This window comes from Amycolatopsis sp. M39 (assembly GCF_001651785.1).
GTDB lineage: Bacteria > Actinomycetota > Actinomycetes > Mycobacteriales > Pseudonocardiaceae > Amycolatopsis > Amycolatopsis rubida.
Window position 1 is genome coordinate 22,999 of the sequence record NZ_LWSF01000035.1, and the last position, 24,624, is coordinate 47,622.

Annotated in this window: 7 protein-coding genes; all 7 read right to left on the reverse strand. The window is 74.6% G+C overall.

Annotation, left to right across the window (positions count from 1 at the left end):
* The 7 genes from A4R44_RS41510 to A4R44_RS41540 all read right to left on the reverse strand — a co-directional run bounded on the left by A4R44_RS41510 (position 1) and on the right by A4R44_RS41540 (position 24,599).
* Entirely contained in the window at positions 1 to 1,695 is a 1,695-nt protein-coding gene (locus A4R44_RS41510) for an aspartyl/asparaginyl beta-hydroxylase domain-containing protein (protein ID WP_067594031.1), read from the reverse strand.
* A complete protein-coding gene (locus A4R44_RS41515) occupies positions 1,692 to 2,681 on the reverse strand; it encodes an NAD-dependent epimerase/dehydratase family protein (RefSeq protein WP_067594034.1) in 990 nt (329 codons plus the stop codon). Before A4R44_RS41515 ends, A4R44_RS41510 begins: the two co-directional genes overlap by 4 nt.
* On the reverse strand, positions 2,678 to 4,459 hold the full coding sequence (locus tag A4R44_RS41520; RefSeq protein WP_067594038.1) for a condensation domain-containing protein: 1,782 nt from the start codon (positions 4,457 to 4,459) through the stop codon (positions 2,678 to 2,680). The genes A4R44_RS41515 and A4R44_RS41520 overlap by 4 nt, the downstream gene beginning before the upstream one ends.
* On the reverse strand, positions 4,446 to 12,491 hold the full coding sequence (locus A4R44_RS41525) for a non-ribosomal peptide synthetase (RefSeq protein ID WP_067594041.1): 8,046 nt from the start codon (positions 12,489 to 12,491) through the stop codon (positions 4,446 to 4,448). Before A4R44_RS41525 ends, A4R44_RS41520 begins: the two co-directional genes overlap by 14 nt.
* Positions 12,488 to 15,877, reverse strand: a complete 3,390-nt coding sequence (locus A4R44_RS41530; protein ID WP_095213946.1) for a non-ribosomal peptide synthetase — start codon at positions 15,875 to 15,877, stop codon at positions 12,488 to 12,490. The genes A4R44_RS41525 and A4R44_RS41530 overlap by 4 nt, the downstream gene beginning before the upstream one ends.
* Positions 15,874 to 21,507 carry a type I polyketide synthase gene (locus A4R44_RS41535; RefSeq protein ID WP_067594047.1) on the reverse strand — a complete coding sequence of 1,878 codons (5,634 nt, stop codon included), beginning with the start codon at positions 21,505 to 21,507 and terminating at the stop codon, positions 15,874 to 15,876. Before A4R44_RS41535 ends, A4R44_RS41530 begins: the two co-directional genes overlap by 4 nt.
* Positions 21,504 to 24,599 carry an amino acid adenylation domain-containing protein gene (locus tag A4R44_RS41540; protein ID WP_369806059.1) on the reverse strand — a complete coding sequence of 1,032 codons (3,096 nt, stop codon included), beginning with the start codon at positions 24,597 to 24,599 and terminating at the stop codon, positions 21,504 to 21,506. The genes A4R44_RS41535 and A4R44_RS41540 overlap by 4 nt, the downstream gene beginning before the upstream one ends.
* Positions 24,600 to 24,624 lie beyond the last annotated feature (25 nt).

The window sequence follows — 24,624 nt, forward strand, 5'->3', positions numbered from 1 at the left end:
TCACCGCCCCGCTTCGACGGCGTGCCCGGCGGACGTACTGTCCGAAGCGGACTGTCCCGGTCGCGGGACGCGGAAGCTCAGCACGACCGCCGGTTCGGCGCCCCGGTGCCAGCGTTCCCGCTCCAGCCCGTCGTCGAAGATCAGGCAGCCGCCCTCGGGCCAGGAACCGGTCTTCCCGCCGATCCGGATCCCGCTTTCCGCCGGGACCGCGATGCCGAATTCGACCCGCAGGAACGCGTTGCTCGGCCCGCAGCTCGGCGGAAGGCGCACCGGCGGGCGCAGCTGCCACAGTTCCACGGTCGCGCCGGGGAACACCAGCGCTTCCGGGATGCCGTCGAGGACCCCGGTGGTGATCGGCAACGCTGCCGCGGCGGCGGTCCACGCGCCGTCCCGGTAGAGCAGCACCGGCGCTCCGGCCGGATCCACCGGCGCGGCGCGCACCTCCGCCGCGATCGCCTCGTGCCGCCCGGCGAGATGCGCGGTGAACCAGAAGTCCGCGGCGTCGTGGTCCGCCCGCACCGGCAGGTCGCGGCGGTACTCGACCGGGCGGTGCAGCGGAGACGACCACAGCCCTTGGCGCACGGCGAGTTCCGCGCACTCCATCGCGGCCTCGCGCTGGCCGTCGGCGTGCAGTTCGTCGATGAGCGCGCGGTAATGCCGCCGACCGCGGACCGCGGCCTCCTCGCCGACCCGCGCGCCGGTCTCCGGCGCGCTCTGCCGTCCCCGCGCGATGCGGGCCGCGAGCTTGGCGGCCTCGGCGGCCCGCTCGCGGCCGGTGCGCAGGAACAGCGCGTGGTCGGCGAAGGATTTCTCCCTCGTCATGCGGTGCCGCTGGTAGGTCTCGTCGAACGGGGCCTTGTAGTCCTGGTAGTGCCGGTGCTCGACGAAGATCCCGGAAACCGGGTACAGCCTGCCCAGCCGCTCGGCGAGGTCGAAGACCCACTGCTCGACCTCCCACTGCTGGAAGATCGTCGGCACGAAGTAGCCGAGCGTCTCGTACCAGGCCCGGCTGACGATCGGGAAGTCCCGGCCGTCGCCGGGGTACTGCGCGGCGTCGAAGTACAGGCAGAGCACGGAATCCTCGTGCAGCGCGGCGAGTTCGCCCGCGCGCCGGTCGAGGGCGGCGTCCCAGCCGTGGTCGACGTAGAGCTGGTCGTCGTTGGCCATCAGCAGGAACTCGCCGGTCGCTTCCGCGGCGAGCCGGTTCCAGGCCGCGGCGACGCCGATCGGCGGGCCCACGCGCAGTGCGCACCGCCCGAGCGGCCCGCGCCGCTGGCGCACCCCGCCGAACAGCTCCCGGTAGCCGGGCAGCGCCGGATCGTCCTCGTCGACATAGCACAGGACTTCGATCCGGCCGGGCGCCGCCGCCGTCCGCTGCACGCTGCGCAGGAACTCGGCGAGGCCGTCCACCCGGTTCCGGGTCGGGCACAGCAGCGACAGCGGCCGGGGGCGGGCCGGGACGGCCGCCGGGAACGCCAGCTTGGTCCGCAGCCGCCGCGGTTCCAGCCGCAGCGCGTAGGCCAGTTCCCGCCGGAACCGGATGGTGCTGTTCAGCGCGCCGATCATCCACGCGCGGCCGCCCTCGTCGTCCCGCAGCGCCTCGGTGACGACGTCCTGCAGCTTCCCGTCGCGGCACCGCCGGAAATGGCCCAGCAGCAGCCTGCCGAAGTCACGGGCGTTCCCGCGCGGGCTCATCGCGCGACCCGCTCTTCGGCGCGGCCGGCGGCGACTTGTTCTTCGATCCAGCGGTAGGTGCGGCGCAACCCGTCGTCGAGCGCCGTGCCGGGCTGCCAGCCGAGCAGCTCGCGGCACCGCGTGTTGTCCGAGACCCGGCCTTTCGGCCCGACCGGTTTGTCGCTCCGGTAGCGCGGGACGATCTCCTTGCCCGCGATCGCCGCGATCCGGCCGACCAGGTCGGCGATGCTCACCCGTTCCCCGGACCCGATGTTCACCGGCTCGTCCGCCGCGGACTCCGCGAGCCGGAGCAGGCCGGTGACGCAATCGTCGACGTAGCAGTAGGACCGGGTCTGGGTGCCGTCGCCCCACACCTCGATCTCGCCGCCGCGCCCGGGGACCGCGGCGACCTTGCCGCAGAGCGTCGACAGGGATTTCGCGCGCAGCCCGGTGAAACTGCCCCGCGGGCCGTAGACGGCGTGCAGCCGGGCGACCTTGATGTCCATCCGGTGGGTCCGGCGGTAGGTGGCGCACAGGATCTCGGCGGTGAGCTTTTCCCAGCCGTACTGCATGTCCGGCTCCGCCGGGAACACCGGCGTTTCGCGCAGCGGCGGGCTGTCCGGGCGGTCCTGCAGCGAGTTCGGGTACACGCAGGCCGACGAGGTGTAGACGACCGTGCCCGCCCCCGCCGCCCGGCAGGCGTCCACGGTGTTGACCGAGATCAGCAGGTTGTCGTGCAGGATCTCGGCGGGCGCGGCGTGCGTCCAGCCGATCCCGCCCATGTTGGCCGCCAGCGCGAACACGACGTCCGCGCCCGCCACCGCCTCCGCGCAGCGGGCCTGTTCGCGCAGGTCGGCGATCAGGAACTCGTCGGCCTCGCTCGGCCCGTACTCCGGAGGCCGCAGGTCCACCCCGCGCACCCGCGCCCGCGGATACCGCTCGCGCACCGCGCGGACCAGATGGCTGCCCACGAATCCGCCCGCCCCGGTCACCACCACCGTCGTCATGACCCCTCCCCCGCGTGTGTTCCGCCGATGTCCGCCGCGCCGCGCCGCCGCGCTGTCCGCAGTTGCTGTCCCGCGCTGTCCCGGCGGTCGAGGAATTCCTGCTCGCGGCTAAGCCGGTGCCGTTCGGCCAAGCGGGCGCGCAGCCGGCAAACCGGCTGCGCCGGATCGGCGACGAGCGCGTCGAGGCATCCGGTGCAGGCGTCGAGCATTCCGCGCACCTCCGCGGCGGTCAGCCGGGACGGATCGTGCCGGGCCCGCAAGCGGATCTCCGCGCCCGGAACCGCTTCGAGCACCAGCGGATAGCCTTCGTCGACGAGCGTGCGCACGTCCCCGATCGCCAGCGCGCCGGACGTCCCGCCGGTCACGGCGACGGGGAAGTTCTCGATCACGACGATGGTGTCGAACAGGGTCTCGCCGCGGTTCAGGCCGATCGCACGGGTGATCCGGGACAGCGGAAGATGGCCGTGCTCGCGCATTCCGGCCAAGCGGTCCCGCAGTTCGCGCAGCCAAGGCAGGACCGCGGCCTCGCCGGTGCAGCGCACCCGCAGCGGCAAGGTGTTGATCAGCATGCCGACCAGCTCGGTGGCACCGGGCAACGAAGGCGGGCGGCCGGAAACGGTGACGCCGAAGACAACGTCGGCACTGGCGCACAGTTCGCCGAGCAGGAGCCCCCAGACGCCGTACAGAACGGTGCTGACGGTGAGCCCGTGCCCGCGGCACAACGAGTTCAGTGCGGCGGTCGCGGATTCCGGCACGGTCACCGCGACCTCGCCGCGCCGAGGCGCGAGCACCTGGCCCCGGACGCATCCCGGCCCGGCGATCCTGGACGGCCCCGGCAGCCCGGCGAACTGCCGGCCCCAGAAAGCGAGGTCGGCGGCGGCGTCTCGCGGCCGGAGCCAGTCCAGGTAGTCCGGCATCGCGGGCCGCCGCGGCAACCGGGGTTCGGCGCCGGTCTGCAGCGCCGCGTAGCTCGCCAGGACGTCCGCGAGCACGAGCTGTTGCGACCAGCCGTCCAGGATCAGGTGGTGGTGGGTCCACACGCAACGCCATCCGGTCGCGGATTCGCGCATCAGCGCCAGCCGGAACAGCGGGGCCCGGCCGAGGTCGAACCCGCGTTCGCGGTCCCGGTCGAGGTACTCCGCCAGCGCCTCGGCCCGCTCCGGAACGCCGCGGTCCCGCCAGTCGAGGAACTCGACGTCCGGTTCGGCCGTCGCGGCGACCACCTGATGCGGCTCGGCGCGGCCGGCCCAGCCGAACGACCCCCGCAGCGCCGGGGTGGCGGCCAGCACGGCGGCCCAGGCGGCGCGGAACGCCGCCGGGTCGAGTTCCCCGGTCAGCGAACAGCAGACCTGCACCACGTAAGCGCCCGGGCCGCTGCCCCCGGCCGAGTGGTAGAGCATGCCCTCCTGCATCGGGCCGAGCGGATGCTCGGTGCGCGACGGGCCGGCCGCCACGGACGGCACCGCGCCGAGGACGGCCCGTTCGGCGACGCCGCGCACGGTGGCCAGGTCGAACAGGTCCTGCGCGGTGATCCGCAGTCCGGCCTCTTCCAGCTTGGCCACGATCACGATGGCGTGCACGGAATCCCCGCCCAGCGCGAAGTAGTCGTCGTCGCGCCCGACCTCGCCGAGGTCGAGCACCTCGCGCCAGATCGCGGCGACGGTCCGTTCGGCGCCGGTCTCCGGCGCCGCGGCGGCGGGACTGCCGGCCAGCCACCGGGACAGCAGTTCCCGTTTCGTCCCGGACAGCCGCTCGACGCGCGGATCAGGCTCGGCCATCGTGACCTCCGGCTCGCGACGGGTTCCCCGGCTCGCTCGCTTCTTCGCCCAGCAGCTGGGCCGCTTCCTCCTCGGTGAGCCGTTCGAGCCGGTCCACCAGCCGTTCCCGGTGTTCCGGCCGCAGCGCCAGCGCCGCGTGGTCGACCTTGCCGCCGCGGGTCAGCGGCAGCGCGGCCAGCCACCGGATCTCGGCGGGCACGAGCCGGGCGGGCAGCCGCCGCGCGACCCAGCTCCGCAGTTCCGCCGCGGGCCGTTCCGGTTCCCCGCTCCAGTAGGCGACCAGCCGCGGGGATCCGGCCGGCGTCTCCCGGAGCAGGACAGCGGCCAGCGCCACGGCCGGGTGCGCCGCCAGCGCGTGCTCGATCTCGCCGAGATCCACGCGGTATCCGCGAAGCTTGACCTGCCGGTCGGCCCTCCCCCGGAACACGAGCGCGCCCCCGGGGAGGCGGTGCACCAGGTCGCCGGTGCGGTAGCGCCGGGCGCCGGGACGATCCGGATCGGGCACGAACACCGCGGCGGTGTCCGCGGGCCTGCCGAGGTAGCCCCTGGTGACGCCGAAGCCGCCGACCGCCAGTTCGCCGGGCGTCCCGGGGAGCACGGTCGCGGAGGCGCCCGGGATCGGCCCGCCGATCGGGACCGGGCCGTCCGCCGCGCCGACCGGGTGCACGCAGCAGCCGACGACGGTCTCGGTCGGGCCGTATTCGTTGTACAGCAAGGCGTTCGGGACGGCGGACCGCAACGCGACGACCTGCTTTCCGTCCAGCTGCTCACCGCCCGCCACCACGGTGAGGCCGTCGAGCGCGCGAGGCCGCGCGGCGAGCTGCCCGGCCAGTGCGACCAGATGCGACGGGGTGATCTTCAGCAACGTGTGGCGGCCGGTCAGCGCCTTGCCCAGCCGGGTGACTTCGTTGCCGGGCAGCAGATGCGCGGTTCCCCCGGCGACCAGCGGGGCGAGCAGCGACGTGACGGTGAGGTCGAAGGCCGGCGCGGAGTGCACCGGGGCGACGGTGCGTTCGGTGAGCCCGTAATACGGCACGCACCAGCGCAGGTAACCGGCCAGGCCCCGGTGCGGCACGCCGACCAGCTTCGGGCGTCCGGTGGATCCCGAAGTGGGCATGACGCAGGCCAGGTGTTCTCCGCGCAGTTCCGGCCGCCGGTATCCCCGGCCGGGCCGGTGGAAGTCCGCGCGCAGCACGGTTTCCGGCTCGACGCCGCCGGGAGCCGGAACATTCGGAGGCAGCACCAGCGTGACCGCGCCCGCCTCGGCGAGCAGCGCGGACACTCGCTCCGGCGGGGTTTCCGGATCGATGGGCACATAGGCCGCCCCGGCGCGCAGGACGGCCAGCAGCGCGACGACGTACTCGACGCTGCGCTCGGCCCAGAGCCCCACCACCGTGTCCGGCCCGGCGTGGGCCGCCTGCAACGCTCCCGCGAGACGCGCCGAAGCGGTCCACAGGCCGCGATAGCTGAGCTGCTTTCCGTCTTCGAGCAAGGCGATCCGATCGGGTCCGTTGCGGACCGCCGCTTCGATCAGCTCGTGCACCGCACCGTCCGGTGGCGCCCCAGCGGGAGTCTCCGTCGGCCCAGGCTCCACCGCGGACTCGTGCGGACGCCGAGCCGCGGCATCGAGCGCGGCACGGAACAATCGGCCGATCTCCTCGGCCTGCTCGGCGGTGAGCCTGGCGGGGTCCGCTTCCAGCAGCAGGCGCAGCTGGCCGGAGAGGGCGTCGACGTTGAAATGCGCCGTCAGCGGCACGTACGTCTGGTCGGGCGCGCGCAGGTCCGACACCGCCAGATTGTCCACTGTGGACATATCGCGGTAGAGGTGGAAATGGGTGAAGACGAAGAGCGTGTCGAACAGCCGCCCGGCACCGAACTCGCGGTTCAGCGCGACGAGCGGGTAGCGGCGGTGCGGCGAGGTCCGGCGTTCGGCGCCGTAAGCGGCCGAGGCGAGGTCCGCCCAGGTGGCCCCGTCCGGCACCGCGACCCGCAGCGGGAGGATGTTGTTGAACACCCCGACCACGCGGTCCCCGTCCCGACGCTCCGGCCTTCCGTTGGTCTCCAGTCCGGTGATCGCGTCCGCGGACCCGGTCAGCGACCGCACCACCCGCAGGTGCACGCCGAGCAGGACGTGCTTGAGCCCCACGCCGAGTGCGGCGGCGAGCGCGCCGAGCCCGTCCCGGACCTCGTCGCCGATCTCCAGCACGATCCGCTGCTGCAGCACCGGCCCCCTCGCCTCCGGCGCCCGGTACGGCAGCGCGGACGGCCGGGCGCCGCGCAGTTCCGCCGCCCAGAACTCCCGTTGTTCCGGCGAGCGCATCGCGGCGCGTTCCAGTTCGACGAAGTCCGCGTAGCCGACGCTCGGCGGCGCCGGATCCCAGCTCTCCCCGCGCGCGGCCGCCCGGTATCCGCGCAGCACCTCGGTGAGCACGAGCGCGGTGCACCAGCCGTCGAGGGCGAAACTGCTGACGGTGAGCCGGAAACCGGCCCCGTCGTCGTGCGCGGTGAACCGCACGAGCGGCCCGTGGTCCAGGTCGAACTGCCGCTTGCGCTCGGCGGCCAGCCACGCGGCGAAGCGTTCCTCGCGGGCCGGATCGGCGCGCAGGTCCACCACCTCGACCGGCAGCCGGGGCACCGCCGACCACACCAGCTGCACCGGTTCCGCCTGACCGGCGAGGTCGAAAGAGGACCGCAGGTACGGATGCCGGGCCAGCACCTCGCGAACGGCCCGCGCCAGCGCGGCGGGAGCCAGCGGGAGGGCCACCGCCACGCTGGTCGCGTACACCTCGTACCCGGGGTCGTTGTCCCGGTGCGCCAGGACGGCCCGCTGCGCCATCGAGACCGGATACGCGTCGTCCAGTCCCGCGCGTCCGGCCAGCTCCGGGCACAACGCGAACGGCGGCAGGGTCGCTTCCGGTTCCGGGGCAACGGTTTCCGGCTGCGCGTCGAGGTGGGCGGCCAGTGCGGCGACGGTGGGGTTGGCCAGCAGTTCGGGCACGGTGAAACCGGACCCGGTCTCTCTCGCCGCCGCGGCGATCCGGATCGCCAGGATCGAGTCGCCGCCGAGGGTGAAGAAGTCGGTGTGCACGTCGACCGCGGGCCCGCCGAGGTGCTGTGCCCACAGTTCGGCGAGGCGGCGTTCGGTTCCGGTCCGCGCCGTGCTCGGCAGCGGTTCCGGCGCCGGTGCCGGAAGTGCTCGCCGGTCCAGCTTGCCGCTCGGGGTGACCGGCAGCGCGTCGACCGGAACGAGCTGGGCCGGGATCAGGTGGGCGGGCACCGTCCGGCGCAGCCGTTCGCGCAGCACGGCCGGGGCCGCCGGCCCGCTGACATAGCCGACCAGGCGGCCGTCCCGGACCACCGCCGCGGCGTCGGCGACCTCCGGCTGGGCACGGAGCAGTTCGGCCACTTCGCCGAGTTCGATCCGGTGGCCGCCCAGTTTCACCTGCTGGTCGGTCCGGCCGAGGAAGATCAGCGCGCCGTCCGCCCGGCGGCGGGTTCGGTCGCCGGTGCGGTAGATCCGGCCGCCCGTGCCGGACGGGTCCGGCAGGAACGCCGCCGCGGTCTGCCCCGGACGTCCGGCGTAACCGGTGGCGAGGCAGTCGCCGCCGAGGAACAGTTCGCCGGGAACCGGCCGCGGGACGGGAGCGAGCCGGTCGTCGAGCACCCGGGCCGAGGTGTTGCTGATCGGCAGGCCGATCGGCACCGGGCCGTCCTCGGACGGCGTGCAACGCCAGGCGGTGACGTCGATCGACGCCTCGGTCGGGCCGTAGAGGTTGTGGAGTTCGGTTCCCGCGCCGAACACCTCGTGGAACCGGGTCCTGGCCGCGGCGGGCAGTTCCTCTCCGCTGCAGAGCACCCGGCGCAGCGGGGACGCGTCCGGGCCGAGTCGGGCCGCTTCGGCGAGGAACGGGCCGAGCAGGCTCGGCACGAAGTGGGCGGTGCCGATTCCGGCGCGGGCGACGAAGCCGGCCAGCCCCTGCGGATCGCGGTGCAGGCCGGGCGGCGCGAGAACGACGGTGCCGCCCGCGATCAGCGGCCAGCACAGTTCCCACCACGAGACGTCGAATCCCACCGGGGTCTTGTGCAGCACCCGTTCGCCGGCGCGGAGCCGGAAGTGCTCTTGCGCCCAGCACAACCGGTTGACGATGCCGCGATGCGGGACGAGCACGCCCTTGGGCGTCCCGGTGGAACCGGAGGTGTGGAGCAGGTACGCGGGCTGCTCCGGATGGACCCGAGCCGAATACCGGCCGCCGGTGCTCCGGGCCAGCTCCGCGGTGTCCAGGGCCCGCACCGGCAACGCGGCGGCCCGGTCCCGCGATTCGCCGTCGGTGAGCAGGAATCTGGCTCCGCTGCCGGAAAGCAGCACGGCGTGCCGGGGCGCGGGGTCGTCCGGATCGAGCGGCAGCACCGCGCATCCGGCGTGCAGCACGGCGAGATAGGCGATCGGCAGCGCGGCGCGGCGCCGGTGCAGCACCGCGACCGGCTCGCCCGGCCGGGCGCCGAGCGCGCGCAGCCCGGCCGCCGCTCCGGTCGCCGCCCGGTGCAGCGCGCCGTGGCTGAGCTGGGTCCAGCCGCCGGCGGCGTCCGGCGCGAGCACGGCCGTCGTGTCCGGTTTCGCGCTCGCCGCCGCGGCCGCGAGCCGGTGCAAGCCCCCGGGATCAGGCCGGTAGCGGACCCGGCCCCACCCGTCTTTTTCGGTGTCCGGCACGGCGATCGACGCGACTGGCCGGTCCGGTTCCGCGACCGCGGCGCGCAGCAGCTCGGTGAAGTGCGCGGACATCGCCGACACCGTGGCGGCGTCGAACAGGCTGGTGCGGTACTCCCAGCGGCCGGTCAGCTCGCCGCCCAGCCGGGCCATGCTCAGGCTCAGGTCGAGCTGCGACCAGCGGCGGGGCACCTCGACCGGCGAGACGGTCGCCGCCCCGAACCCGGTCTGTCCCGTGCCGCCCCGCGCCAGCGCGAACAGCCCCTCGTCCGGTTCGCCGTACTCCTGCTGGAGCACGAACTGGCTCTGCACCAGGGTGGCGCGACCGGCGTCCCGGGCCGGAGCCAGCTCCGTGACCAGCTGCCGGAAGGGATACCGGCCGTGCTCGACCGCTTCGCGCACCAGGTTTCCGGTGTCCGCGAGCAGCGCGCGGAACGAGGTCGCGCGCGAACAGCGGGAGCGGAGCGGGACCGGGTTGACGAAGTAGCCGACGGCCCCGGCGAGTTCGGCGCTGTCCCGTCCGGCGAGGAGGGTGCCGAGGACCAGGTCCGGCTGACCGGTGTAGCGGTGCAGCAAGGTCCGGTACGCCGCGAGCAGGACGGTGAACAACGTGCAGGACGAATCCCTGGCCAGCGCGCGCAGTTCGCGGATCAGCCCGGGCGGCAGCCGGAAGTCCACAGTGGAGCCGCGGAAGTCACGGCCGGGCGAGTGGGGGCGGTCGGCGGGCAGAGCGAGGCCCGGCGGCGCGTCCGCCAGCGTCTCGCGCCAGAAGTCCCGGTCCCTGCGGTACGCCGGGGAGTCCGCGTAGTCCTTCGCGACAGCCAGCGCGAAAGCGTGCGGGTTCCGGCTTTCCGGCAGGCTCGCCGGGATCCCCGCCTCGTAGGCCGTCCGCAGCTCGCCGAGCAGGACCAGGAACGACCACAGGTCGGCGATGAGGTGGTGCGCGGTCAGCACGAGCAGGTGGGTGCGTTCGTCCCGGCGCAGCAGCGTCGCGGCGAACGGCGGCGCCGCGCTCAGGTCGAACGGCCGCTCGGCGAGGTCGAGCAGCCGGGCCGCGAGGTCTTCGCCGGGCACGTCGAGCACCTGAAGACGCGGTCCGGCCGGCACCGGCTCGCACCACGGCCTGCCGTCGCGGACCGGGAATCTGGTGCGCAGCGCCGGATGCCGCGCGACGACCGTGTCCACCGCGCGGCGCAGGGCCGCGACGTCGAGCGGTCCGTCGAAGCGCAGCACTCTGGCGAGCGTGTAAGCAGCGCCGCCGGGGTCGAGTTCGTGTTCGAACCACAGGGCTTCCTGGCCCTCGGTCAGCGGATAGCGGTCGCCGGCGCCGGGAGCCACCGGGGCATCGACCGCACCGGCCAGCACTCGCGCGGCGAGGTCGTCCGGTGCGGCGGCCAGCGCGCTGGCGCCGAGGTCCACCCGGTACCGCCGCTGGACCCGGTGCCGCAGTTCGGTCGCGCCCAGGGAGTCGAGCCCGAGCCGTACCAGCGGTTCGTCCGGCCGCACGGAAACGCTGATCCCGGCCAGCGCCGCCGCGACCCGGCCGATCGCGTCCGCCAGCACCGCCACCCGGCCCTCGGGCCCGGCCACCGCGAGTTCCGCGCGGCTCGGCAGTTCCGGGATCTCGGCCCGGCGGGCGCCGACGGCGCCGAGCACCGGCAGCTCACCGTCCAGATAGGACTGACGGCAGCGCTGCCTGCGCACCTTGCCGCTCGTCGTCTTCGGCACGCCGCCCTTGGCCACGAACACGACGAGGCGGGTTTCGACCCCGTGCCGCAGCGCGATCGCCCGCCGGACCCGCGCGGCGATCGCGGGAAGATCCGGCTCGCTGCCCGGAGAAGCGAGTTCGCCGCACAGCACCAGCTCTTCGGCGCCGTCGAAGTCCACCGGGATCGCCGCGCAGCAGGAACGCCGGAGGGCCGGGTCCGCGCGCTCGGCGGTGTACTCCACATCCTGCGGGAAGTGGTTCTCCCCGCGGATGACGACGAGATCCTTGCGCCGTCCGGTGAGATAGAGCTGGCCCGCCAGCAGGAAGCCGAGGTCCCCGGTCCGCAGCCACGGCGAGTCCCCGGTCCCGGCGAGGTGCGCGCCGAAGCTCTCCTCGGTCTCCGCGGGCCGGTTCCAGTACCCGGCCGCGATTCCGTCGCCCCGCAACCAGACCTCGCCGATCCGGCCGTCCGGCACCGGCTCGCGGGTCTCCGGGTCGACCAGCCGCGCCTGCGTGCCGGCCACCGGATATCCGCTGCTGACCAGGGTGCTGCCCGGCTCGTCCGCGGGCACCGGGGCGACCGTGCCGCGGCGGAGTCCGGCCGGGTCGGCCCGGAGCGTCGACGGCTCCTCCGCCACCGGGGCCGACGCCACGATCAAGGTCGCCTCGGCCAGGCCGTAGCAGGGAAAGTGCGCCGTCGGCGCGAAACCCGCCGCGCGGAACCCCTCGCCGAACCGGCGCATCGTGTCGTGCCGGACCGGTTCCGCGCCGTTGTAAGCCACCGCCCAGTCCGACAGGTCCAGCCCCGCCCGGTCCTCCTCGCCGATGCGCCGCAAGCACAGCTCGTAGGCGAAGTTCGGGCCCCCGCTGACCCGGGCCCGGTACTTGTCCACCGCGCGCAACCAGGCGAGCGGCGCCCGCAGGAAAGCGTCCGGCGGCATCAGCACCGAGCGGGAGCCGAGGTACAACGGCTGCAGCAGGTTCGCGATCAGCCCCATGTCGTGGAACAGCGGCAGCCAGCCGACGAAAGCGGAATCCCGGTCGTTGCCACAGGCCACCTCGATCGCGTGCTCGTTGGCGAGGATGTTGGCCTGGGTGACCAGAACGCCGCTCGGCGTCCGCGTGGACCCGGAGGTGTACTGCAGGAACGCGAGATCGCCGGAACGGGCTCCGGGATCGGTCCAGCTTTCCGCCGCGTCGTCGGGCACGGTGCGCACGTCGAGCCGGGGCAGTCCGGTCAGCGGCTCCGCGTCGTTCTCCGGCAGGCACAGCGCCAGCGCGGGCCGGGCGTCCGCGCGGATCGCGGCGAGCCGTTCCGCGCCGGGCCCGCTCTGTCCCGCATCGCACGGCACCGCGACGCTTCCCGCGTACAGGCAGCCGAGGAAGGATTCGACGTACTCCATGCTCGACGGGTACGCGATCAGCACCCGCTCGCCCCGGCATCCGCGCGCCGCGAGTTCCGCCGCGATCGCCCTGGCCCGCCGATCGATGCCGCCGAAGTCACGGCTCGCCGATTCGGTCGTCCCGTCGGCGAGGAAAAGGTACGCGGGACGGCCGGGCGCGGTTTCGGCGTGCGCGCGGGCGATGTCGACGATGCTCCGCGCCGTGCGGGCGGTCATCGCGCCTCCTCCCGTCCGACGGCTTCGGCCTGCCGCAGCGCTTCCCGGATCAGGTCGCGGCGCCGCTCGGCCCGGAGCCGGTCCACCGTGGCGGCCAGCGCCGCGACGTCCGGCGCCTGGTACACCTTCCGCACCGGCAGGTCGATCCCGAACTCGGCGACCAGCCGGAAGTGGAGCCGGGTGACGAGCAGCGAATCGCCGCCGAGGTCGAAGAAGTTGTCCTGCCCGCCGATCCCGGCGGGGCCGGGCCAGCCGAGCACCTCGGCGAGCAGCCCGGCGACGGTCCTCTCGGTCGGGGTGACCGGGGCCCGCCCGCGCGGCCCGTCCGGTTCCCCCGGCGGTTCGGGCAGCGCCGCCGAGTCGAGTTTCCCGTTCCTGGTCAGCGGAATCCGGTCCAGCACGACCGAGCGGGCGGGGACCAGATAGCGCGGAAGCGCGTCCGACAGGAAATCCCGCAGCGCTCCGCTCGACAGCTCCGAAACCGTCGTCCCCGGCTCGGCGACGAGGTACGCGACCAGCTGCCGCCGGTCGCCCGAGCCGTGCGGGACCACCGCGCAGTCGCGGACGCCGGGATGCGCCAGCACGGCGGCCTCCACTTCGGCGGGCTCCACCCGGAACCCGCGCAGGGACACCTGTTTGTCGATCCGGCCCAGGTAGTCGAGGTCGCCGGGCAGGACCCGGACGAGGTCGCCGGAGTGATACCTGCGCGCGCCCGGCCGGTGCGGCCCGGGCCGGAAGCGGTCCGCGGTCAGCCCGGGACGGCCGAGATAGCCCCGCGCCACCCCCGCTCCGCTCACCACCAGTTCGCCTTGGCCGCCGACCGGCAGCGCATGTCCTTCCGGGGCGAGGACTTCGACCCGCTGGCCGGGCAGCGCCCGCCCCAGCGGGCTGGCGACCGGACCCGCGATGTCGGCCTGCCGCAAGCGGCGGACGGTGACGTGCACCGTGGTCTCGGTGATGCCGAACATGTTGACCAGGACCGGAGCCTGGTCGCCGTGCCGGTCGAACCAGGGCGCGAGCCTCGCCACTTCGCAGGATTCGCCGCCGAAGACGACTACGGACAGCGGCAGGCCGCGCCGCGGCGCGGCGGGCAGCAGGGCGCGGAACGCCCCCGGGGTCTGGCTCAGCACGCTGACCCGCTCGGCCAGCAGCGCCGCCCCCAGCTCGTCCGGGGCGCGGACGACCTCCGGCGGCACGATCAGCAGCCGGTCCCCGCCGGTCAGCGCGCCCCAGATCTCCCAGGCGGAGAAGTCGAACGCCGGGGAATGCAGCATCGCCCAGGTCTGCCGTCCGCGCAGCTCCGGCAGCGCGGCCCGGCACCCGGCCAGCACCGAGGTGATTCCGGCGTGGCTGACCAGCACGCCCTTGGGCGCGCCGGTCGACCCCGAGGTGAACACGACGTAGGCCAGATTGCCCGGGCTCACCGGCGCCCGGACCGGCGCGCGGTTCCCTGCCCCGTCGATGTGCAGAACCTCGACGCCGAGGTCCGGCGCGTGCCGCACCTCCGGCCGGGTCAGCAGCACCGAGATCCCCGCCGCGGCGGCCAGTTCCGCCCGTCGCCGGGGCGGATCCGCCGGGTCCAGCGGGACGTAGGCCGCGCCCGCCTTGAGGATCGCCAGCATCCCGGTCACCAGGTCGATCGACGGCCGCGCGCACAACCCGACCAGGGATTCCCGGCCGACGCCCCGGGCCCGCAGGGCCCGCGCCTGTCCGTTGGCGCGCCGGTCGAGCTCCCGGTAGCTGACCTGGCGCCCGCCGTCGCTGACCGCCACCGCGTCCGGTCGTGCGGCGGCGATCCGCTCGAATTCCTCGTGCAGGCACCCGCTTCCGGCGGGCGCCTCGGCGACCGGCCCGGACGGAACCGCCGCGGTCCAGCGGATCTCCGACACCGGCCGGTCCGGCTCCGCGCTCGCGTGTTCCAGCGCGGTCACCGTCCGGGTCACGATCTCGGCCGCCGTCGCGGGGTGCAGGCGGGTCTCGTCGAACTCCAGTTCCAGGTCCAGCCCCTCGGTTTCGGGAGACACCGTCATGGTGAGCGGGAACTTCGCCGAGACCGGCGGCGAAGGCAGCACGGCCGCGGCGAGCCCGGGCAACGCGATGTGCGGCGCGGGAGTGTTCTGGAACGCGAAGGCGAGCTGGACGAGCGGGGTGTCGGCGAACGACCGTTCCGGGCGCACCGCCTCGACGATCCGCTCGAAGGGCACCTCCTGGTCGTCGAGCCCCTGTCGGACGACTGCGCCCGCCCGGGCCGCCAGCTCCGCGAAACCCGGGTCGCCGGACAGGTCGATCCGCAGCGGCAGCAGGTTCGCGAAACACCCGGCCAGCGGCAGCAGTTCGCGCCGGGTGCGGCCCGCCACCGGAGCGCCGATCACCAGATCGCGCTGTCCGGCGAGGCTGCTCACCGCCAGCGCGAACCCGGCGAGCAGGACCGGGAACAGGGTCATGCGCCGCTGGGCGGCCAGCCGCCGGAGCCGGCCCGAAAGCTCTTCGCCGACCCGGGACCGCACCAGCCCGGCCGGGCGGCCGGTTTCCGCGGCGGACGCACGGCCCAGCAGGTCCAGCCGGGCGGGCGCGCCCGCGAGCGCGGCGGTCCACCGGGCGAGGCGCTCGGCGAATTCCGGGGTTTCGGCCCGATTTCGCTGCCAGGCCGCGAAATCGCCGTACTGCACGGCGAGACCGGCCAGCCGCGCGGGCGTCCCGCCGGAGTGCGCGCGGTACAGCTCGGCGAGGTCGGCCAGCAGGATTCCCAGCGACCACCCGTCGCTCGCGATGTGCTGGCGGACCAGTACCAGGTCGTGGTCTTCCGGGCGCCGCCGGAACAGCACGGCCCGCAGCACCGGACCGGTCGCCAGGTCGAACGGCCGGGTCGCCAGCGCGGCGGCCATCCGGCGGCTCGCCCGCGACGCGGGAACGCCGACGAGGTCCACCAGCGGCAGCTCCGGGCAACCGAGGGCAGGATCCGCCTCGGCGACCGGTTGCCCGTCCACGACCGGGTAGCGCGTGCGGAGCACGGCGTGCCTGCGGACCAGGCCGCCCAGTGCCGTGCGCAGAGCGGGCACGGCCAGCGTTCCGGTCAGCCGGACGCGCAGCGGGAGGTTGTACGCGCTGGCTTCGGGGTGGAACCGGTGGGACAGCCACAGCCGTTCCTGGCCGAAGGACAACGGGAACCGCGTCCCGCCGAGCGCCGGGATCGTTCCGGCGTCCCGCAGTTCGCGGAGGATCTCCGGTTTGCGCGCGGCGATTTCCGCGCGAAGCTCCGCGGTGAGGACGCCGTGCGGCGCGGAGCAGCGCAGCCGATCGCCCTCGGCGGCGACGGTGATCCCTTTGCCGCGCAGCTCCGCGAGAAACTCCGGAGTGTCCACAACAGACTCGGCAGAGGCGTTCACAGCAGCACCTCCTCCTGGTCCCCGCCCGCGGCACGGCCGATCGCCGCGGCCTGGGCCGTGATCGTCGGCGCGTCGAACAACTGCGCCATCGACAGTTCGACCCCGTACCGTTCCCGCACGACCGACAGCAGCCGGAGCGCGATCAGCGAATCGCCGCCCAGTTCGAAGAAGTCGTCGTGCACACCGATCGCGTCGTCGCCGAGCAGGCTCGCCCAGCAGGCGGCCAGGCCCCGCTCCAGCGACGAACCGGGGGCCCGGTATTCGGCGGACAGCGCGGCGCGGTCCCGTTTCGACGGCGCGATCCGCAGACCGGCGACCGCGGCGCGGTGGTCGTCNCTCGCCAGCAGCGCGGCCAGGTCCTGCTTGCAGACCAGCACCCGCGGCGCCGGGCGGCCGGCGAGGACGCGGGCGAACAGCTCGGTCCCTTCGGCCCGGCTGATCCCGCCGAGCAGGTCTCCGCCCGGCCCGGCGACGTCCGGGCCCGGCGCCTCGTAGCGGGCGGTCAGCCGTTCCTGCGCGGAGGCCCACATCCCGGCTTCGGTCCAGTCGGTCCACCCGATCGACACCGTCCGGCCGCTCCGCCTGGCCGCGCGGTAGGCGGCGAACGCGTCGAGGAAGTCGTTGCCCGCCACGTATCCCACTTCGCCGAACTTCAGCTTGTGCAGCACGCTCCCGATCGAGGAGCACAGCACGAAGAACTCCAGCGGACGGTCGCCGAGGACGGCGTCCAGCACGACCGGCCCGAGGACTTTCGACGCGATCGCCTCGTCGGTCGCCCGCCGGTCGCGCCGCTGGATCATGCCCGCGGTGTCCGGGGTCCCGGCCGCGTGCACGACGCCGGTGACCGGCCCGAACCGCCGTTCCGCCTCGGCGACGACCGCCCGCATCCCGGCCTCGTCGGTCACGTCGGCCTGCCGGATCAGCAGACCGGTGCCGTCCGCGGTCAGCGCGGCGAGCCGGTCGATCAGCCGCGTGGTGTCGTCGCCGTCCGGACGGGCCGCGCGACAGCCCGGCCATGCGTCCGGCTCGGGGAACGGGGTGCGCCGGGTCAGCACCAGCGCGCGAGCGCCCGGCGCCAGGTATTCGGCGAGGCTGAGGCCGATTCCGCCGAGCCCGCCGCAGATCAGGTAGACCCCGTCGCCGCGCGGCGCGCCCGCCGGGTCGAGCCGCAGCGGCTCATAGCCGCGTTCGAACCGTTGCCGCCCCCGGTAAGCGATCTCGGCGGGCGCGGCCGGGTCCAGCAGCTCCGCGACGATCCGCTCCGCCAGTTCGGCACAGCCGGTTTCGGCCGTCCCCAGGTCGATCGCGGTGCAGGACAACGCGGGCAGCTCCCGGGGGATCACCTTGACCGCGGAGGCCACCGTCGCGTGTTCCGGATGGTCCAGGTCGCCGAGCACCGGCTGCGCTCCCCTGGTGACCGCGACCAGCCGGACCGGCCGGTCGCCGGGTTCCGCGCCGAACGCCCGGGCCAGCTCCAGCAGGCTGTGCAGCCCGGCGAGCTGTCCTTCGCGCGCCGAGTCCGGATCGAGCGGCCGCCCCGGCTCCGCCGCCTCGAACGGCCGGAGATGCACGACCAGCTCCGGCGCCCGGCCTCGCGCGGCCAGCAGTGCGCGGAAATCGTCGTGCCGAGCCGGACCGAAGACCGCCTCGACGCCGAGCGCGCCGAGCCGTTCCGCGACCGCCGTGCCGAGCGGGCCGTCGGCCAGCAGCAGGCAGGTCCGGCCGTCCTGCGGGCCCGGTGCGGGCGCCGGGGCCGCGTGCCGCCAGCCGGGCAGGTAGACCCAGTCGCCGGGATCCTCGCGGGACAGCGGATTCCCGGCGGTTCCCGGCGAGGCCGTTGTCCCGGGCCCGGTATCCGGCTGCCTCCCGTTTCCGGGCCCGGCCTGGTTCGGCTGCCCCGCCGTCGCGGCCTCGGCCAAGATCAGCGCTGCGTCCGGCTGCCGCTGCGCCGCGGTGCGCACCGCGGCGGCGAAACCGGCGTCCGCGAGCGCTTCCCGCCAGCGCGGGACGTCGAGCAGCGGGCCGTGGTCGCGGAATCGGTCCGAGTAGCTCCACCAGCCGGTCGTCAGCCCCCAGATCATCGGCAGCCACCGGTCCTGCCGCACCGTCTCGACCAGCGCGAGCACCCCGCCCGGAGCCAGCAGGGACTTCAGGTGGCGCAGGCTTGCCCGCACGTCCGGGGCGGCGTGCACGACGTCCAGCCCGCACACCAGGTCGTATCCGCCGGAAACGCCCTGGGCGGCCGGATCGCGGGCGATGTCGAGCACCCCGGTGGTCAGCGGCACGCCCCGCGCCGCGGCGGCCTCGGCCAGTCCGGCGGCGAACAGCGGCGAAACGTCGGTGGCGTGGTACCGCAGCCGGTCCGGGCCGAGCCGGTCCGCGAGGCGCTGGGTGAGCGTGCCTTCCCCGGCTCCGGCCTCCAGCACCCGCACCGGACGGTCCAGTTCGGCGGCGAGCCGTTCGAGGGCGTCGCCGAGAGTCCGCAGCAGCGCGTCGACCGACCGGTGCCCGGCAGTCCGCTCCCCCAGTTCCCGGCGCAGCAGCGCGCCGTCCGCGCCGGGGTAGAGCACGCCGAGCGCCGTCCGCGGATCCCGCAGCGCCTCCGGGTACGCCTCGCCGCAGCGCATCAGCAGGTCGGCGAGCCCGGCGAAGCCGGGGTGCTCGCGGACCAGCCGGGCGTGCACGGCCGCGGACTCGTCGGTCCGCACGGGAAGGAAGACGATTTCGTCGCCGTCGCGGCGCGCGACCGCGTCCTCGGCGAGCACGGCGAGCGCGAAGTCCGGGAACCGCGAGAACTCCGCCGCCACGCCGAGCGCGGCGCGCAGTTCGGCCACCTGGTGGCGCGCGCCCGGCGCCGTGGAAATTCCTACCGCGCCCAGATAATCCAGCAGGAGCGCCCGGCACAGCAGGTCGAGTTCGGCGCGCAGCCCCGGATGGCTGTCGATGCCCGGCGCCTCGCCCGGCACCACCGGATCCGGCAGCAGACCCGCCAGTCGCCCCGGCTCGCCCGGCGCGTCGATCCAGTACCGCCGGTGCTGGAACGGATATCCCGGCACCGATGTCCGATTCGGCCGCTGCGGCCGGTGGAAAGCCGCCCAGTCGACCGCGCACCCCGCGGCCCAGGCGCCGGCCGCCGCGCGCACCAGGTGCCCGGTCTCCCGCTCCGGTACCGGAGGCAGGCAGCTCGCGGCGAAGCTCGTGCCGGGACAGAGTTTGCGGGCCGCCAGCCGGGCCAGCCCGGCACCGGGGCCGAGTTCCAGCACCGCCGCCGGGGGCGACTCGGCCAGCCGGTCCAGCGCGGCGTCGAAGAGCACCGGGCCGCGCAGCTGGGCCAGCCAGTACTCGGGACGGGCCACGTCGGCCGGATCAGCCCAGTCCCCGGTGACCGTCGACAGGAACGGCAGCCGTGGGACGCCGAATTCCGCTCCGGCCAGTGCGTCCCGGAACCGGCCGAGGATCCCGTCGACCGCCGCGGAATGGAAGGCGTGCCGCACGGCCAGCAGTCTGGTCGGCACCCCGTCGCCGGATAGCCGGGCGGCCAGCGCCGACACCGCGCCGGGAGGCCCGGAGACCACGCACCGGTCCGGAGCGTTGACAGCGGCCAGCGCCACGTCGTCCCCCAGCATCGGCCGCAGTTCGCCCGCGCCGAGCGGCACCGCCAGCATCCGGCCGTCCGGAAGAGCGGACTGCGCCTCGGCGCGCGCGACCACCACATCGAGCGCAGTGGACAGCGAGAACACCCCGGCCACAGTCGCCGCGGCGTACTCACCGACGCTGTGCCCGAGCACGGCGCTCGTCTCGACACCCCAGCCGGTCAGGGTGCGGGCCAGCGCGTACGACACCGAGAACCCGGCGATCTGGTCCATGGGCGTCGCACCGGGCGCGTCGATCAGCTCGCGCAGCTGCACACCGCGCTCCGCCAGCAGCCGGACGCAGTCGCCGAAATGCCGCCGGAACCCCGGATCGCCAGCGCACAATCGGGTCCCCATGCCCGGATAACCGTTGCCCTGCCCGGAAAACAGGAACGCCGCCCGCGCCTCGGCGGCAGCGGTCCTCGGCGGTGCCTGCTCGGACAGCGCCGCGGCGGCTTCCTCGGCGGTCGCGGCCACCACGAAGCGCCGATGCCGATGCGCGCGCCGCCCGGCGAGCGTCGCGGACACGTCGGCCAAGTCGGTCTCCGGGTTGTCCCGCAACCATTCCGCCAGCTCGACGCCTGCCTGCTCCAGCGCCGCTGGCGTGCGCGCCGAAAGCAGCAACGGCTGGACCGGCCGCCGTTCCCGTTCGACCGGCACCGGCGCGGGCGGCTGTTCCAGCACCACATGAGCGTTCGTGCCGCCGACGCCGAACGAGCTGACCCCGGCCCGGCGCGGGGCGCCGGTCTCCGGCCACGGGACGGTGGAAGCGTTGACGCGGAACGGAGTGCTCGCGAAATCGATCGCCGGGTTGGGCGCGCGGTAGTGCAGGCTGGCCGGGAGCACGCCGTCCCGCACCGCGCCGACCGCCTTGATCAGCCCCGCGATGCCCGCCGCCGCGTCGAGGTGCCCCACGTTCGTCTTCGCCGAGCCGAGCGCGCAGAACCCCGTGCGGTCCGTGGTGAGCCGGAAGGCCGCCGTGAGCGCCTCGACCTCGATCGGGTCGCCGATCGCCGTGCCGGTGCCGTGCGCCTCGACGTACCCGATGCTCCCGGCGGAGACTCCGGCCGCCGCCTGCGCCTCGACGATCACGTCGCGCTGGCCCTGAACGCCCGGCGCGGTGTAGCCCGCCTTGTGCCCGCCGTCGTTGTTCACCGCGGACCCGAGCAGCAGCGCGTGCACCCGGTCGCCGTCCCGGCGCGCGTCCGACAGCCGTTTGAGCAGCACCAGCCCCACTCCGCTGCCGCCGACCGTGCCGGAGGCCGAGGCGTCGAACGCCGCGCACCGGCCGTCCGGCGAGTAGATCCCGTCCTCGGCGTACACATAGCCCTGCGCTTGCGGCACCTGCAGCGAGACCCCGCCCGCCACGGCCAGGTCGCATTCGAAGGATTCGAGACTGCGCACGGCCAGATGCACGCCGACCAGCGACGAGGAGCACGCCGAGCCGACGCAGACGCTCGGTCCGGTGAGGCCGAGCTTGTAGGAGATCGTGGTGGCCGCGAAGTCCTTGTCGTTGTGGATCAGCAACGGGAAACCGCCGAGGTCGCGCAGCAGCGCGGCGTTCGGCAGCAGGTTGCGCACCAGGTACGAGCTGAGGCTCGCGGAGAGGAACACCCCGGCCGGGACGCCCAGCGCCGCCGGGTCGTACCCGGCGGTGTCGAACAGGGTCCACGCCGCTTCCAGGCAGATCCGGTGCTGCGGATCCATCACCTCGGCCTCCCGGCGGGAGCAGCCGAAGAACTCCGCGTCGAAGCCCGCGATGTCCCCGAGCACGCCTTCGGCGCCCACGAAACGCGGGCGGGATTCCGGCGCGGGATCGGGGAACCGGGCGATGCTCTCGGTTTCCGCGCGAAGTCCCGCCCAGAACCGCTCGACGGTGTCCGCGCCGGGGAACCGGGCGGCCAGCGAAATCACCGCGACGGGTTCGGGGCCGGGCGCGCGGTCCTCGGGCAGCGAGTTCCCGGGCGACGGGCTGGGGGGTGACGGAGTGAGGGTCATGGCCGCCGCTCCGGTCCCCGCCCGGCGAGCTGCCTGCGGCGACGGCCGCGGGCCTGAGCCGGGTCGGCGGGCCGCGCGTGCGGTCCGGGTTCCGCGGGCCGGTCGAGATGCCCGGCGAGACTGGCGATGTCCGGGAACCGGAACAGATCCACCAACCGGAGTCCGGAATGGACGGTGCTCGCCAGCGCGTGGTGCAGGCGGAGCACGCCGAGGGAATTCCCGCCGAGGGCGAAGAACCCTTCGTGCACCCCGACTCGCTCGATCCCGAGCACCCGCTGCCATTCCCGCGCGATGTCCCGCTCCAGCGCGGTGCGGGGAGCCTGCCCCGGACGGCGGTCGCGGTGCGCGGCGGAAGCACGGTGCGCGAGCGCGGCCCGATCGAGTTTTCCGTTGGCAGTGTGCGGAAGTTCCGCCAGCACGACCATCGCCGAGGGGATCATCACCGCCGGGAGGAGCGGATGCAGCGCGGCCAGCGCCCGTTCCGGCGAAAGCCGCTCCCCCGGCACCGCGCTGGCGAACGCCACGAGCCGCCGGTCCCCGGCCGTCTCCCCGTCGGCCAGGACGACCACGTCGCGGATCGGAGCCACCGTGCGGAGCACCTGTTCCACTTCGCCGAGTTCGACGCGCACCCCGCGCACCTTGACCTGGGTGTCGCGGCGCCCGGCGAAAACCAGTTCGCCGCCGGACCGCCGCCGCACCAGGTCGCCGGTGCGGTAGACGCGGCTGCCGGGAGCGCCGAACGGATCGGGCACGAACGCCTCCGCCGTCCTCGCCGGAAGACCGTGGTAGCCGCGGGCGAGCGCGGGCCCGCCGATGCGCAGTTCGCCGGTCACCGTGTCCGGCACCGGGCGGCCGCGGTCGTCGGCCGCCCACGCGCGGACCGTGCCGACCGGAGTGCCGATGGCCGGCGGACGGCCGTCGGCGGCGACCACTCCCGCGGTGGCGTAGGTGGTGGCCTCGGAGGGCCCGTAGAGATTGCGGACCACGATCCGGCGGCGCTGAAGCCGGTCGGCCAGCTCCCTCGGCAACGGTTCCCCGGCCAGGTTCACCGCGTCGACCGAAGCGGGAACGCCGTTGACGTCCAGCAGCGCGGCGACCGCCGACGGGACGGAGTTCAGCAGCGTCGCACCCGTCGCGGCGGGCATTCCCGGCACCCGCAACGCGTCCTCGGCCAGCACCGCGGTCCCGCCGTGGGCCAGCGGCGCGAACAGCTCGAAGAACGCGAGATCGAAGCCGATCGAAGTGGTCGCGAGGACGCTCCGGAGCCCGTCCGGCCCGAACTCCCGCCCCGCCCAGCGCAGGAACGCCGCCGCGCTGCGGTGTTCGATGGCCACGCCCTTCGGCCTGCCGGTGGATCCGGAGGTGTAAAGCACGTAGGCGAGCGCCCTCGGCGAGACCGTCGTCCGACGCGCCGGGCCCGGCCCCGGTGCGGGGACCCGGATCGCCTCCGGCAGCGCGACCGTCGCGGCTCCGCGCCGGGCCAGCAGTTCGTCGTCGCCGAGCACCAGCCGGGAACCGGTTTCGGCGAGCATCAGCCGGACCCGTTCCGCGGGCTGTTCGGTGCCGATCGGCAGGAAGGCCGCGCCCGCTTTCAGGACGCCGAGCACGGCGGCGACCAGCGCCGGAGTCCGCGGGAGCCAGACCCCGATCACCTCGTCCGGCCGGCTGCCCCGGGCGCGCAGGTCCGCGGCGATCCGGTCGGCCCAGGCGTCCAGCATCCGGTAGCTCAGCCGGGCTGAGCCGTGTGCGACGGCCACCGCGTCGGGCTGCCGCGCGGCCGCGGCTTCCACCAGGCGGTGCACCAGTTCGCCTTCGCCGGGGTCGATCGCGGCCGGGGCGCGCAGTGCCCGCCGCTGTTCGGGGGTCGTCAGGTCCAGCCGCTCCACCGGCCGGTCCGGTTCGGCGAGCGCGGCGGCGAGCAGAATCCGGAACCGGCGGCAGCACTCGGCGAGGTCCGGCTCCGCACAGGAACCGCCGTCCGCCTCGAAGATCAGCTCCAGCCCGTCGGCGGTGTCGGCCGCGGTGACCGTCAGCTCGTACTTCGCGGCCGCGGCGGGCACGTCGATCAGCCGGGCCGCGATCCCCGGCAGGCCAGGCGGTTCCGGCGGCCGCTGATAGGCGAAAAGCACCTGGAAAAGCGGCGTGCTCTCCAGTTCGCGGGGCACGCCCAGCTCGTCGACGATCCGTTCGAACGGCAGCCAGCGGTGGTCGAGCGCGTCGAGCAGCGCGTTCCTGGCCCGCCGGAGCACCTCGGCGAATCCCGGCTCGCCGTCCAGCCGCAACCGCAACGGCAGCATGTTGATCAGCAGGCCGACCGTCCGCGCCGACCGCTCGCTCTCCCGCAGCGCGACCGGCGAGCCGAGCACGACGTCGCGCTGCCCGCTGTACCGGCCGACCCAGCAGCCGAGCACGGCCAGCAACGCCATGAACGTGGTGCTGCCGGTGCGGCGGCACAGCCTGGCCAGCGCGGCGAGTTCGCTCGGGCCCAGCCGCACGACCTGCCGGGACACCCGCACCGGCTCGCCGCCCCGCGCGTTGCCGAAGGGAGAGCTGCGCGGCGGCGCGGCGGCCAGTTCAGCACGCCAGAACGCCCGCGAAGCGGTGTCCTGGTCGCTGAGTTCCTGTTGCCGGGAAACGAGATCCCGGTAGTCCGCCGCGGGCGGCGGCGGCTGCGCCGGCACTCCGCTGACCGCGGCGCGGTACCATGCTTCGAGTTCCTCGCGCACGACTGCCAGCGAGCCGCCGTCGAACACCAAGTGGTGCAAGGAAAGCACCAGCACATGCCGTCGCGGAGCTGTCCGCAGGAGCAGCCATTCCACCGGCGGCCCCGCGCCGAAGTCGGCCGGGCGGGCGGCGACGGCGGCGAGCAGCCGGCGCAGCTCCGGTTCGCCCGCGGCGGCCTCGATCAGCCGCAACCGCGGCGCGGCGGAAGCGATCCGCTGCCCCGGACCGGCGCCGTCGTCGGCGAACACCGCGCGCAGCATCTCGTGNCATCTCGTGGCGGTCGCCGATCCGGGCGATCGCCCAGCGCAGCGCGGCCGGGTTGAGCGGCCCGGCGAGATCGATCGCCGTGCAGATGGTGTACGCCGGATTGTCCGGAGCCAGCCGCTGCAGGAA